General features: G+C 63.5%; 11 protein-coding genes and 2 pseudogenes. 10 read left to right on the forward strand and 3 right to left on the reverse strand.

Annotation, left to right across the window (positions count from 1 at the left end; all coding sequences use genetic code 11):
• Nucleotides 1-4: 4 nt before the first annotated feature.
• From WF331_RS23385 to WF331_RS23390, 3 genes and pseudogenes are all read left to right on the forward strand, one after another.
• A pseudogene (locus WF331_RS23385) lies at nucleotides 5-295 on the forward strand (RHS repeat-associated core domain-containing protein); the annotation flags it as partial.
• A gap of 363 nt (nucleotides 296-658) precedes the next feature.
• Nucleotides 659-778 (forward strand): annotated as a pseudogene (locus tag WF331_RS29395) (DUF3077 domain-containing protein); the annotation flags it as partial.
• A gap of 427 nt (nucleotides 779-1205) precedes the next feature.
• Nucleotides 1206-3149, forward strand: a complete 1944-nt coding sequence (locus tag WF331_RS23390) for an FTR1 family protein (protein WP_340623337.1) — start codon at nucleotides 1206-1208, stop codon at nucleotides 3147-3149.
• Nucleotides 3150-3184: 35 nt separating this feature from the next.
• Here WF331_RS23390 and WF331_RS23395 read toward each other — a convergent pair whose 3' ends face one another.
• Together WF331_RS23395 and WF331_RS23400 are read right to left on the reverse strand one after the other, a co-directional pair.
• The gene (locus tag WF331_RS23395; RefSeq protein ID WP_016484337.1) at nucleotides 3185-3430 is read right to left on the reverse strand and encodes a TIGR02647 family protein; all 246 of its coding nucleotides are present in this window, start codon (nucleotides 3428-3430) and stop codon (nucleotides 3185-3187) included.
• A 69-nt stretch (nucleotides 3431-3499) separates the two neighbouring features.
• A complete protein-coding gene (locus WF331_RS23400) occupies nucleotides 3500-3799 on the reverse strand; it encodes a hypothetical protein (RefSeq protein ID WP_016497478.1) in 300 nt (99 codons plus the stop codon).
• A 147-nt stretch (nucleotides 3800-3946) separates the two neighbouring features.
• Here WF331_RS23400 and WF331_RS23405 point away from each other — a divergent pair, with 147 nt between their 5' ends.
• The gene (locus WF331_RS23405) at nucleotides 3947-4609 is read left to right on the forward strand and encodes a glutathione S-transferase (protein WP_016484339.1); all 663 of its coding nucleotides are present in this window, start codon (nucleotides 3947-3949) and stop codon (nucleotides 4607-4609) included.
• Between the two features lie 124 nt (nucleotides 4610-4733).
• Here the strand turns inward: WF331_RS23405 and argH are convergent, their stop codons facing one another.
• Nucleotides 4734-6128, reverse strand: a complete 1395-nt coding sequence (argH, locus tag WF331_RS23410) for an argininosuccinate lyase (RefSeq protein WP_014861057.1) — start codon at nucleotides 6126-6128, stop codon at nucleotides 4734-4736.
• A 296-nt stretch (nucleotides 6129-6424) separates the two neighbouring features.
• Here argH and WF331_RS23415 point away from each other — a divergent pair, with 296 nt between their 5' ends.
• From WF331_RS23415 to WF331_RS23440, 6 genes are all read left to right on the forward strand, one after another.
• Nucleotides 6425-7168, forward strand: coding sequence for a LytR/AlgR family response regulator transcription factor (locus tag WF331_RS23415; protein ID WP_015268539.1), 744 nt, complete (start codon nucleotides 6425-6427; stop codon nucleotides 7166-7168).
• A 199-nt stretch (nucleotides 7169-7367) separates the two neighbouring features.
• Nucleotides 7368-8309, forward strand: coding sequence for a hydroxymethylbilane synthase (gene hemC / locus WF331_RS23420; protein WP_340623338.1), 942 nt, complete (start codon nucleotides 7368-7370; stop codon nucleotides 8307-8309).
• The gene (locus WF331_RS23425) at nucleotides 8306-9073 is read left to right on the forward strand and encodes a uroporphyrinogen-III synthase (RefSeq protein WP_016497481.1); all 768 of its coding nucleotides are present in this window, start codon (nucleotides 8306-8308) and stop codon (nucleotides 9071-9073) included. Before hemC ends, WF331_RS23425 begins: the two co-directional genes overlap by 4 nt.
• A 45-nt stretch (nucleotides 9074-9118) precedes the next feature.
• Nucleotides 9119-10219 carry a uroporphyrinogen-III C-methyltransferase gene (locus WF331_RS23430; RefSeq protein WP_340623339.1) on the forward strand — a complete coding sequence of 367 codons (1101 nt, stop codon included), beginning with the start codon at nucleotides 9119-9121 and terminating at the stop codon, nucleotides 10217-10219.
• Nucleotides 10216-11454, forward strand: coding sequence for a heme biosynthesis HemY N-terminal domain-containing protein (locus WF331_RS23435; protein ID WP_016497483.1), 1239 nt, complete (start codon nucleotides 10216-10218; stop codon nucleotides 11452-11454). Before WF331_RS23430 ends, WF331_RS23435 begins: the two co-directional genes overlap by 4 nt.
• Before the next feature lie 222 nt (nucleotides 11455-11676).
• Nucleotides 11677-12183: a disulfide bond formation protein B gene (locus tag WF331_RS23440; RefSeq protein ID WP_197898285.1), complete on the forward strand. Its 507-nt coding sequence runs from the start codon at nucleotides 11677-11679 to the stop codon at nucleotides 12181-12183.
• Nucleotides 12184-12287: the final 104 nt, after the last annotated feature.

Here is a 12287-nt window from a genome sequence, read left to right on the forward strand (position 1 = left end):
TGGTATGCCTGATGGCACTGTGAAAGGGCGGGCTGAGCGCTCTTGTGAAAAGTTCAGTTATGCGCCCTACGGTTTTGATGTTGCCCCGTTAGCGGGCGCGTTGGGTTTTGACGGACAGCCGCGTGATGGGGTAACTGGGTGTTATTTGCTAGGCGCCGGCTACCGGGCATACAACCCGGCGCTGATGCGCTTCAACAGCGCTGATAGCTGGAGTCCGTTCGGCAGGGGGGGGTGGCATGCCTATGCCTATGTCTCTTGTGATCCAGTGAATTTTTTCGATCCTACAGGGCATATGAGGCGTGTCAAACCCCTGAAACTTGATGTCAAGCGTGCAAATAGGCAAGGTCAATTTAACGCTTCGAGTTCTATTACAAGCCCCGTGAGCCCTCCTAAAGTAAAGCGGCTACGCGACAGGGATATGAAAGATTTGTCGCCTGCGGCGGAGCATAACTACAGTATCTTTGTCGACGCTATTGAAAAAGAAGGACTTTCATTTACCGAGGCTGCCAAAAAAATGGGAGATCCGAATTTAAAGATCACGAACAAAAAGCTGGGCCTTTGGCAAGTCCGTCTCGATGGTAGTCAGCGCATGACGTTCAGGGTAGGAGAAGATGAGGTGGAAATTCGTCAGGTAGGGGGGCACATGTGACTACAAGCGATGAGCAACGACCCAAGAGACCCTTCCACCGTTGGCGTGGAAAGCTTTGACCGGTTTCGCCTGCAGCCCAATGTGCCGTTCAGTTACGCATTCTCCCAACTGTCAGTGTTACTTGGCTGCCAAAAACCTGGGGCCGCTGTGCGGCCCATCGCCGGCAAGCCAGCTCCCACAGGTACGTCACTGCGTTCAAGCCTCGTGTGTCACCTGTAGGGGCTGGCTTGCCGGCGATGGGAGGATAATCCCCAAACCCGCTCGCTTCGGGTTCAGGACAATGTCCAAGCCGTAACTGCTCTGAATGGGGACGATCCATGTTCCCTGCCTCCTGTTGGTTTGCACATCAGGCTAGTGACGATGGCTCAATTGGCGATTACTCAATTGGTACCCAGTGTTTCCTGTGGGATCGGCGTGGCCGCCATCGCCGGCAAAGCCATCCCCCACTGATCAGCGCAGGTTCTGAGGGCGGCGGAATGCTTGTCATCTGATTTGTAGCAAGATTTTTCATGAAATCCGCCCAGCACCCTTGAGCGAAGGCAAGTCGGAGTGAACAATGTTCTCTTTCGCATTCCCTTCGAGACTGGCCATGAAAACCCGTTCCTGTCTGCTTGCCTGGCTGCCGGCTATATTGCTTGGCCCGGTGCTGGCGCTGTGCAGCACCCTGGCGCAGGCCGAGTCCCCCGCCGAGGCCGGCAAGGCCCTGCACCTGCTGGACTACATCGGCGCCGACTACCCGCCGACCGTGCAAGGCGGCAAAGTGATCGACGAGGGCGAATACCGCGAGCAACAGGAATTCAGCGCGGTATTGGCCGACCTGGTCAAAGCCCTGCCCACAAATACCGAGCAAAAAGCCCTGGAACAGGGCGTCCAGGCGTTACGCCAGGCCATTGATCAGCGACAGGAGGGCACCGCTGTCGCCCGGCAGGCCCGCCAGCTGGGCGCGCGACTGGCAGTGGCCTACGAGGTCAGCCAGGCCCCGGTGATCACACCTGACCCGGCCCGTGGCGCTTCGCTTTATACGCAAAACTGCTCGATCTGCCACGGCGACACCGGCGCAGGCGACGGCCCCGCTGGCGTGGGCCTGGAGCCTGCGCCCGCCAACCTGCGTGATGTCGTGCGTCTGGACCAGTTGAGCCTGTTCGACCTCTACAACACCCTGGCCCTGGGCATCGACGGCACTGAGATGCCGTCCTTTGCCGACCAGCTGGATGATCGCCAGCGCTGGGATGTGGCCGCCTATATCGCCAGCTTCACCGCCAAGCCGGAAGCCGGCAAAGGCGACAAGACCTGGAACATCGCCGACCTGGCTCGCCAGACCCCGGCCGAAGTCGCCGCCAACGAAGGCAGCGCGGTCGTGGAAGCTTTCCGTGCCCAGCGTGCCCAGCCGCCGCAAGTCAAGCGCGGCCCGGCGCAACTGCTCGAATACACTGCCAACACGCTGGACAAAAGCTTGGCCGCCTACCGCGCAGGTGACCACGACCAGGCCTATGACCTGTCGGTAGCGGCCTATCTGGAAGGCTTCGAGCTGGTGGAAAGCTCGCTGGACAACATCGACACCCAGGCGCGCAAGGACACCGAAAAATCCCTGATGGCCTACCGTCAGTCCCTGCAGGATGGCCTGCCCGTGGCTCAGGCCGAACAGCGTCTGGCTGAGGCAAAGAGCAGGCTCGACCAGGCCGCCAAGCTGTTGGGCAGCGACGGCCTGAGCTGGTCGCTGAGTTATATCTCCGGTTTGCTGATCCTGCTGCGCGAAGGCCTGGAGGCAATTCTGGTGCTGGCGGCGATCCTGGCCTTCCTGCGTAACACCGGGCAGCAGTCGGCGGTACGCAGCGTCAACATCGGGTGGGGGCTGGCGCTGGTCGCCGGGTTCGCCACCTGGGCGGTGGCGGCCTATGTGATCGATGTGGGCGGCGCCCAGCGCGAACTGCTGGAAGGCTGCACGGCGCTGTTTGCCGCGGTGATGGTGCTATGGCTCGGTGTATGGATGCATGACCGCCGCCACGCTGCTGCCTGGAAGGACTACATCAAAAGCAGCCTGGTCAGCGGCGGCGGGCGCTTTGGCTTTGCGATGCTGGCGTTTTTCTCGGTGTACCGCGAACTGTTCGAAGTGATCCTGTTCTACGAAACCCTGTGGTTGCAGGCAGGCCCTGCCGGGCACCAGGCGGTGCTGGCGGGTGGCGCCACGGCGCTGGTGCTGCTGGTGGGCCTGGCCTGGGTGATCTTGCGCGGTTCTGCCAAGCTGCCGCTGACGCTGTTCTTCAGCATCAACGCCGCGCTGCTTTGCGCGCTGTCGGTGGTGTTTGCCGGGCATGGCGTGAAGGCGCTGCAAGAAGCCGGGGTGCTGGGCACACGGCCGGTGGCGTTCTTCGAGTTCGATTGGCTGGGCATTCACGCTGATGCCTACTCGCTGTCGGCACAGGCGGTGGCCTTGCTGGCCATCGTGTTCCTGTATGGGCGCTCGTGGCTGGTGGAAAAGCGCAGGGCAACGGCCAACTGACCGGGGGCCGCAGCGCGGCCCCTTGTGATCTCTGTTCAGGCCGGCTGTGGCGCCTTGAGGATGTTCTGCAGCAGCTGGACACTGTCAACGGCGTCGTGACCCAGGCTGGTCAGGTAGCCGCCATCGGGTTGATCGGTCAGCCCCTTTTCATGCAGGCGTTGCGCAGCGGCGACCAGGGCAGGGGCGGCGTTGCTGTTTATCTTGATGCCTTCCTGGCTGCTGTCGTGTTTGAACAGCGCGAGTACTTCCAGTTCAGCGATCAGATCGGGGGTAAAAGACATGGCGACTCCTGACTTCCAGACAAGGATGGCGGCACCGCTTACGGTGCCTGACCTTCGAGTGTAGTCGGGTTATTCGTCCTCGCCTTGATCCATCTCAGGCGGCAGCTCCGGCAGCGCCCGCAAGGCGTTCTCGTACCACTCGCCGTTGAACGCGCGGTCTTCCACCAGCATGTTGTCGATCTCAAAGGCCAGCACATGGGCCATCAGGTTGAGGATGTCCTCGCGCTCGTAACCGACCAGGGTCAGCTTGTTGAAGGTGGCCTTGGCCGCAGGCGGTTCGCCGCTTTCAATCTGGTTTTCGATGGCCTGGGTCAGTGTCGCCTCGGCGAAGGCTTCGTCGTCATTGTCGATGTCGGTGGGCTCGCTCATGGCGGTACTCCTGTGATGGGATGCACAGTGTGCCACGCCCGTGGCGGCAATGCCCGGGCATTGACGGGGTGCATGACGCTGGTCAGGGGCGGGCTTAGGGTCTATAAAAGCCGGGCCAACCCCTTACGGCCTGGAGGCTGTTACCTCATGCTCAAGCTTCATGGATTCTCGGTCAGCAACTACTACAACATGGTCAAGCTGGCCCTGCTGGAAAAAGGCCTGCCATTCGAAGAAGTCACCTTCTATGGCGGCCAGGCGCCACAGGCGCTGGAAGTGAGCCCGCGGGGCAAGGTGCCGGTGCTGCAGACAGAGCACGGCTTCCTCAGTGAAACCAGTGTAATCCTCGACTACATCGAGCAGACCCAAGGCGGCAAGGCACTGCTGCCGGCCGACCCGTTCGGGCAGGCCAAGGTGCGTGAGCTGCTCAAGGAAATCGAGCTGTACATCGAGCTGCCGGCGCGTACTTGCTATGCCGAGTCGTTCTTCGGCATGTCGGTTGAGCCCTTGGTCAAAGAGAAAGCGCGTGCCGATTTGCTGGCCGGCTTTGCCACCCTCAAGCGCAACGGTCGCTTTGCGCCCTATGTTGCGGGTGAGCAGCTGACGCTGGCAGACCTGATGTTCTGCTTCTCGGTCGACCTGGCTTATGCCGTGGGCAAGAAAGTGCTGAACATCGACTTTTTGGCCGACTTCCCGCAGGCCAAGGCGTTGCTGCAGCTGATGGGCGAGAACCCGCACATGGCGCGGATCGTGGCGGACAAGGAAGCGTCGATGCCGGCCTTCATGGAGATGATCCGCAGCGGCAAGCGCTGAGTCTGGTGTTGAGCCCTTCGCGGGCATGCCCGCTCCCACAGGTCTGCACCGTTTTTGAAACTTGTGCAATACCTGTGGGAGCGGGCGTGCCCGCGAACGAGGGCGAAGCCCTCGCCTTGGGGGGTTAGCGAGACGCCAACAGGGCCTTGCCACGAACCACGGCAGCACGCACCTGCGCCGGCGCCGTACCACCAATGTGGTCACGGGCATTCACCGAGCCTTCCAGGGTCAGCACGGCAAACACGTCCTGCTCGATCTGGTCGCTGAACTGGCGCAGTTCGTCCAGGCTCATCTCGGCCAGGTCCTTGCCGGTGTCCACGCCGTACTTCACAGCGTGGCCAACGATTTCGTGGCAGTCACGGAACGGCAGGCCACGGCGTACCAGGTAGTCGGCCAGGTCGGTGGCGGTGGAGAAACCGCGCAGGGCCGCTTCACGCATGATGGCGTGCTTTGGCTTGATCGCCGGGATCATGTCGGCAAAGGCACGCAGCGAGTCGCGCAGGGTGTCGGCAGCGTCGAACAGCGGCTCCTTGTCTTCCTGGTTGTCCTTGTTGTAAGCCAGCGGTTGGCCTTTCATCAGGGTCAGCAGGCCGGTGAGGGCGCCGAACACGCGGCCGCTCTTGCCACGTACCAGCTCTGGCACGTCCGGGTTCTTTTTCTGCGGCATGATCGAACTGCCGGTGCAAAAGCGGTCCGGCAGGTCGATGAACTGGAACTGCGCGCTGGTCCACAGCACCAGCTCTTCCGAGAAGCGCGACAGGTGCATCATCGCCACGCTGGCAGCGGCGCAGAATTCGATGGCGAAGTCACGGTCCGACACGCCGTCCAGCGAGTTGCCGGCCACGGCTTCGAAGCCCAGCAGCTTGCAGGTCAGTTCGCGGTCGATGGGGTAGGTGGTGCCCGCCAGCGCGGCGCTGCCCAGGGGCATGCGGTTGGTACGCTTGCGGCAGTCGACCAGGCGCTCGTAGTCGCGGCTGAGCATTTCGAACCAGGCCAGCAGGTGGTGGCCGAAGGTGACCGGCTGAGCCGTCTGCAGGTGGGTGAAACCGGGCATGATAGTTTCGGCTTCACGCTCGGCCTGCTCCAGCAGGCCCTGCTGCAGGCGGGTGATTTCGGCCAGGATCAGGTCGATTTCGTCGCGCAGCCACAGGCGGATATCGGTGGCTACCTGGTCGTTGCGGCTGCGGCCGGTGTGCAGCTTCTTGCCGGTGATGCCGATGCGGTCGGTCAGGCGTGCTTCGATGTTCATGTGCACGTCTTCGAGGTCGACGCGCCAGTCGAAGTTGCCGGCTTCGATTTCGCCCTGGATGGTCTTCAGGCCATCGATGATGGTGTCGCGCTCGGCATCGCTGAGCACGCCGACCTGCGCCAGCATGGTGGCATGGGCGATCGAACCCATGATGTCGTGGCGGTACAGGCGCTTGTCGAAATCGACCGAGGCGGTGAAACGGGCGACGAAGGCGTCGACGGGCTCACTGAAGCGGCCGCCCCAGGACTGATTGGTCTTGTCGGTGCTCATGGATTCACTCATTGCAGGCGTGAACGAAAAAGTGGCGCCGATAATAGCAGGGTTGGGCTGGCTGCCGCAGGGCGCCGGTCGAGAGAAATGCCCGGAAAATGGCAGAGAAGGATTTTAAGGAATGAACGGCAGTGTTCCACGGACCGTCTACAGTTGGACAAAGGACTGGCGGTGAATCTGCCGTCCGAGTGAATCTTTGGCCATCGCACCGGTCTAGAGCGTGACCGCAGTGTCGCTCGAACCACACCTGTCTACGCTATACCTGTGCGAGACTCATTCAGGAATCCAGCGCAATTATGAATGTCCTGATCGTTGATGACGAACCCCAAGGCCGTGAACGCCTCAGCCGGCTACTCGGCGAACTGGAGGGTTACACCGTGCTGGAGCCCAGCGCCACCAACGGCGAGGAGGCCCTTGCGCTGATCGAAAGCCTCAAGCCCGATGTGGTCCTGCTGGACATCGGCATGCCAGGCCTGGATGGCCTGCAGGTAGCCGCTCGCCTGTGCGAACGCGAGGCGCCGCCGGCGGTGGTGTTTTGCACCGGGGATGACGAATACGGTGCCGAGGCATTCAAGGACAGTACCCTCAGCCATGTGACCAAGCCGTTCCAGGCCCAGGCGTTGCGCGATGCCTTGCGCAAGGCCGAAAAACCCAACCGCGCCCAGTTGGCGGCGCTTACCCGGCCGGCCAATGAAGGTGGCGGCCCACGTAGCCACATCAGTGCCCGCACGCGTAAAGGCATCGAGCTGATTCCTTTGCCCCAGGTGATCTATTTCATTGCCGACCACAAATACGTCACCTTGCGCCACGAGGCCGGGGAAGTGCTGCTCGACGAGCCGCTCAAAGCCCTGGAGGATGAATTTGGCGAACGCTTCGTGCGTATTCACCGCAATGCGCTGGTTGCCCGCGAGCGCATAGAACGCTTGCAGCGTACCCCGCTGGGGCACTTTCAGCTGTACCTGAAAGGCCTGGACGGTGATGCCCTGACAGTCAGCCGCCGGCATGTTGCCGGCGTGCGCAAGATGATGCAGACCCTCTGACACGGCGCCCGCATGGCAAGGGCTGTGCCCTTGTTTGCGGGTAAACCCGCTCCCACAGGTTGATCATTGGCCTGTAGAGCGGCACCTCACCCTGTGGGAGCGGCTTTAGCCGCGAAGAGGCCCTCAGCTGATCCACATCTGCAAGCGATAAAGGAGATGCTGTTATCATCGGCGGCATTTCTCTGGATCGGGGCGTTCCATGTCCACTCGCGAAATCCGCATTGCCACCCGTAAAAGTGCCTTGGCCCTGTGGCAGGCCGAATACGTCAAAGCCCGCCTGGAGCAGGCCCACCCCGGTCTGCTGGTGACCCTGGTGCCCATGGTCAGCCGGGGTGACAAGCTGCTCGACGCGCCGCTGGCAAAAATCGGCGGCAAGGGCCTGTTCGTCAAGGAGCTGGAAACCGCCCTGCTGGACAACGAAGCCGACATCGCCGTGCATTCGATGAAAGACGTGCCCATGGACTTCCCCGAAGGCCTGGGCCTGTACTGCATCTGCGAGCGTGAAGACCCGCGTGATGCCTTCGTTTCCAACACCTTTGACAGCCTTGAAGCGCTGCCTGCCGGCAGCATCGTCGGCACTTCCAGCCTGCGCCGTCAGGCCCAGTTGCTGGCGCGCCGCCCGGACCTGCAAATCCGCTTCCTGCGGGGCAACGTCAATACGCGCCTGGCCAAGCTGGACGCCGGCGAGTACGACGCCATCATCCTCGCCGCCGCCGGCCTGATCCGCCTCGGCTTTGAAGACCGCATCACCGCCACCATCAGCGTCGATGACAGCCTGCCGGCTGGCGGCCAGGGTGCGGTGGGCATCGAGTGCCGCAGTGCCGACCTCGAGATCCACGCACTCCTGGCGCCGCTGCACCATGCCGACACCGCCGACCGGGTAGTGGCCGAACGCGCCCTGAACAAACACCTGAATGGTGGCTGCCAGGTGCCGATTGCCTGCTACGCGGTGCTCGAAGGTGACCAGCTTTGGCTGCGTGGCCTGGTCGGCCAGCCGAACGGGGATACCCTGCTGGTGGCCGAAGCCCGTGCCAATCGCGCTGGTGCCGAGACCTTGGGCGTACAGGTGGCCGAAGACCTGCTGGGCCAAGGTGCCGAGGCCATCCTCAAGGAAGTCTACGGCGAGGCCGGCCACCCGTGAGCCAATGGCGCCTGCTGCTGACCCGGCCTGCCGAGGACTGTGCGGCGCTGGCGCAAAGCCTGGCGGCAGCGGGGGTGGGCAGCAGCTGCCTGCCGCTGCTGGCGATAGAGCCCGTCACCGTGGAGCCCCGGCAGCGTCTGCTGCTGGAAGGCCTGCATGGCTTCCAGGCGATCATCGTGGTCAGCAAGCCAGCTGCCCGGTTGTTGCTTGAGCAACTGGCCGAAGCCAGCCTGCAGCCGCCACGGCAAGGCTGGTTCACCGTGGGTGAGGCAACCGCTGCAGTGCTGCAGGGCGCCGGGCTGGAGGTAAACACTCCGCCGCGTGGCGATGACAGCGAAGCCTTGCTGGCGTTACCGGCCCTGCTTCAGGCCGTTGCCGTGCCTGCAGCGCGTGTCCTGGTCGTGCGCGGCGTCGGAGGTCGCGAACTGCTGGCAGAGCGTCTTGCAGAGCAAGGTGCTAGTGTCGAATATCTGGAACTGTATCGTCGCTGCCTGCCGGATTACCCGGCGGGCACCCTGAAGCGCCGCATCGAAGCGGAACGCCTCAATGGCCTGGTGGTCAGCAGTGGGCAGGGTTTTGAACATCTGCAGCAGCTGGCCGGCGCGGATTGGCCGCAGCTGGCACGCCTGCCGCTGTTCGTGCCCAGCCCACGGGTTGCCGAACAGGCCCGGGCCGCTGGGGCCCAACAGGTTGTGGATTGCCGTGGCGCCAGTGCCACGGCCTTGCTGGTAGCCGTGCAGCGCAGCGCTGCACCTGCCTCTTAAGGCGCTAAGCTGAACGCGATGCGCCCCCATGCAAAGGATGGATACGTGAGCGAGACTGTCTTGTCCAATAATGATCAGCCGTCGGCACAGGCGCCGGCGGAACCTGTCACCGGCCCACCTGCCAAGCGCTCCGGCAGTGGCCTGGCAGCGCTGGCCTTGCTGCTGGGTGCGGCCGGGGTGGCAGTAGGTGGCTGGGGTGTCTGGCAGGTACGTCAACTGCAAGGCAGCGAGTTCAACCAGGGCCAGCACATCGAGGCGCTCACCCAGCGCGCAGAAGCCCTGCAGCAGCGCGAACAGCAGATCAGCGCGCAACTGGCCAGCCTGCCGGCGGCCAGCGAGCTGGAAGACCGCCGGCGCCTGGTGGCGCAATTGCAGGGCGACCAGCAGCGTCTCAGCCAGCGCCTGGAAACCGTGCTAGGCGAAAGCCGCAAAGAGTGGCGCCTGGCTGAAGCCGAGCACCTGTTGCGCCTGGCTACCCTGCGCCTGTCGGCCTTGCAGGACATCACCAGCGCCAAGGCCCTGGTCGAAGGCGCCGACGAGATCCTGCGCGAGCAGAGCGACCCGGGTGCCTTCGCTGCCCGTGAGCAACTGGCACGCAGCCTGGCCACGCTCAACAGCACCCAGCAACCGGACCGTACCGGCCTGTTCCTGAAACTGGCTGCACAGCGTGAGCTGGTACAGCAGCTGAGTGCGCAGTCGCCCGAGTTCGACAGCAATGCCGATGCGCTGGGTGCCCTGACCGCCGACGGCGATGGTGCCAGCCGGCTGTCGCAGTGGTGGGCAGAAATCTCCAAGTACTTCCAGATCGACTTCAACGCCGATGAAAACGTGCGGCCACTGCTGGCCGGCCAGCAACTGAACCAGCTGCGCCTGGCCCTGAGCCTGACCATCGAGCAGGCCCAGTGGGCGGCGCTCAATGGTGACGCCAAGGTCTACACCCAGGCGCTGGACGACGCCCGCAGTGTGTTGTTGGCCAACTTCAACGCCGACAACCCGCAAAGCAAGGCCATGCTTGAGAGCCTCAATGCCCTGGCCGATCAGCCGGTGTCGGTGGTTACCCCCGACCTCAGCGAAAGCCTGGCGGCCGTGCAGGCCTACATTCAGCGCCGTCACCTGCCGGCTGAGGCTGAAGGGGGCAAACCATGAAGCGTGTCTACCTGCTGGCCGTGCTGGCAATCGTGATTGCCGCGGCACTGGGTATTGCGGTCGCCAAGCACAGCGGTTACGTACTGCTTTCCTATGGAAGCTTCCGCTATCAATCGGGGCTGTGGGCGGCCTTGGCCGGGCTGCTGGCCGTGGTCGCTCTGTTGTGGCTGTTGCGTTACCTGGTCGGCCTGGTGCTGACCTCCAGCGGTGTGGTCAACCCGTGGTCGCGGCGTAATCGCAGCCGGCGCATCCGTCTGGCCATCGAACAGGGCCAGCTGGACCTTGCCGAGGGCCGCTGGGCCAGTGCTCAACGCCACCTGCACCGTGCCGCCGAGGCTGAACGCCAGCCGCTGCTGTACTACCTCGGTGCCGCCCGTGCTGCCAACGAGCAGGGCCGCACCGAAGACAGCGACAACCTGCTGGAGCGCGCGCTGGAGCGTCAGCCGCAAGCAGAACTGGCCATCGCCCTGACCCATGCACAGTTGCAGATGGACCGTGGTGAAAGTGACGGCGCCCTGGAAACCCTGTTGGCCATGCAGGAACGCCACCCTCACAACGGCCAGGTGCTGCGCCTGCTGCAGCGCCTGTACCTGCAGCGCGGTGACTGGTCGGCACTGATTCGCCTGCTGCCCGACCTGCGCAAGGGCAAGGTGCTGCCTGCCGCGGAGCTGGCCGCTTTGGAGCAACGCGCCTGGGGCCAGAACCTGAGCCTGGCCACCACCCGTGGCGAAGATGCGCAAAGCGCACGTCAGGCCCTGGAACGCGCCTGGCAGCAGCTGACCGCGGCCCAGCGCCAGGAGCCGCAACTGGTGCTGGCCTACGCTGAGCAATTGCGCCAGGTAGGTGCCCAGAACGAAGCCGAGCAGGTGTTGCGCACCGCCCTCAAGCGTGGATACGAAAGCCACCTGGCCCGCCTGTACGGCCTGGTGCGCGGTGATGACCCGGCGCGCCAGCTGCAAACCGCCGAAGGCTGGCTCAAGGATCACCCGCAAGACGCCAGCCTGTTACTGACCCTGGGCCGCCTGAGCCTGCAGAACCGGCTGTGGGGCAAGGCGCGGGACTACCTGGAAAGCAGCCTGCGCATGGAACGCAACCCCGAGGCCTGTGCCGAACTGGCTCGCCTGCTCGCTGGCCTGGGCGAGACCGAGCGAAGCAACCAGCTGTTCCAGGAGGGCCTTGGCCTGCTGGACGAGCGCCTGCTGGCGCTGCCCCTGCCAGAAGGCGTACGCGCCTGACCCACCCCAAAGCCCGCGCCAAGGTGCGGGCTTTGGCGTTGGGTAACTTTTCTACCGCTGCCAGTCAGATCTGCAGTGCAGTTCCTCAGCCGCCTCCTACCGTATCGCTTGAAATTTCCTACGCCATTCAGCGACTTGTCGCTACTGTCGCGCCTTGATACAAAGCGCATCTTTCCTCTACCGTCTCACACCACAACATCTTCCCCGGGACTTTCACCGCCCATGCTTCCGGCCCGTTTGCGCACTTTTTTCCTTCCTGCCTGCCTGGCCGCATTGGCGGTGCTGGTCGCGTCATACCACCTGGAAAACATACGGGGGTTGGTGCCGTGCCCGTTGTGCTTCAGCCAGCGGCTGCTGCTAGCGGTGTACGCACTGCTGAGCCTGGCGGCGGTGCTGCAGGCACCAGGCACGCAGGGCACCCTCCATTACGCACGGGCGACGCTGGGCTGCACGCTGGCTGGCGCGTTGCTGGCGGCAAGGCATGTCTGGTTGCAGGGGGCCGGCGGTGCTATCCCTGTATGCCCGGTACCGATCGGGCGTGTGTTCGAGCAATCCTGGAGCGAGGCGGCGCGGCAATTGCTGCTCGGCGGCCCCGAATGCAGCTCGCTGACCTGGAGCTTTCTCGACCTGACGCTGCCTGAGTGGAGCCTGCTGGCCTTCTTGTTGCTGGCCGTGCCGCCCTTGAGTTGCCTGCTGGCGTATCGTTTCCGCACCCTGGCAAGAAGTTGACCTGGAACAAGGCTGGGCCACTAGCGCGACCAATGGCGTATTAACAGGGTATTAAACACTTGTATGAACTTTGTCCGCTGCGTACCTTGATGGGCAGCACGCGC

It is taken from the genome of Pseudomonas sp. YNh (assembly GCF_037993085.1).
In the GTDB taxonomy this organism is placed as follows: domain Bacteria; phylum Pseudomonadota; class Gammaproteobacteria; order Pseudomonadales; family Pseudomonadaceae; genus Aquipseudomonas; species Aquipseudomonas putida.